We start from the raw sequence: 850 nt of genomic DNA, 5'->3' as shown, positions 1-850 counted from the left end.
CTAGGTCCTGAACCCAAAGTCCTTGCTGCGACGCGACGCGATCTGATTCACCGTCGGAGTTGACGGGGGATAGGGGCATGTCGCGGTTCGATTTGAGCGAGGCGGAGTGGCGGATCATCGAGCCGTTGCTGCCGGGCGCGGATGGGGCGCGCATGGGACGGCCGCGGCTGGACGACCGGCGGGTGCTGAACGCGATCTTCTTCGTGCTGCGCACCGGCACGCCCTGGCGCGACCTGCCCGAGCGATACGGGCCGCACACCACCGCCTACAACCGCTTCAACCGCTGGGCCAAACGCGGCGTTTGGCTCGCCATCTTCGAGGCGCTGGCCGCGCATTCACCGGGCTCGCTCGCACTGATCGATAGTTCGATTGTGCGCGCACACCAGCACGCCGCCGGCGGCAAAAAGGGGGCGCGGATCACGCCATCGGTCGTTCTCGTGGCGGACTGAGCACCAAGATCCACGCTCGCGTCGGCGCGCACGGCCTCCCCGTGCGCCTTGCCCTGTCTGCCGGCCAGGCCGCCGACATGCGCGCCGTGCCGGACTTGCTGGTCGGGCTTCCCGTCGACAGCGACGTGGTGGCCGACCGCGGGTACGACTACGCCGACGTGCGCCAGCGCATCCAGGCCGCCGGCTGCCGTGCGCATGTCCCCACCACGCGCCAGAAACTCATGCAGATCAGCGTCGCCCCGGCGCTCTACAGGCAGCGCAATCTAATCGAGCGATGCTTCAACCGGCTGAAGCACTTCCGCCGCATCGCCACGCGCTTCGACAAGCTCGCTCGAAATTACCTCAGCGCCGTCGCCATCGCCGCCATCAGGCTATGGACCAGGTTTGAGTCCAGGACCTAG

The 850-nt window shown here is 67.8% G+C and carries 1 protein-coding gene; it reads left to right on the top strand.

The genetic code is table 11. The annotated features are described in order from the left end of the window. Window positions 1-77 precede the first annotated feature (77 nt). A protein-coding gene (locus tag DFH01_RS27725) for an IS5 family transposase (protein WP_109873782.1) occupies window positions 78-850 on the top strand; the annotation gives its coding sequence in 2 pieces (ribosomal slippage) (window positions 78-411 and window positions 411-850; 774 coding nt in all).

It is taken from the genome of Falsiroseomonas bella, assembly GCF_003173615.1.
Lineage (GTDB): Bacteria > Pseudomonadota > Alphaproteobacteria > Acetobacterales > Acetobacteraceae > Falsiroseomonas > Falsiroseomonas bella.
This window is presented reverse-complemented; position numbering and strand designations above follow the sequence as displayed.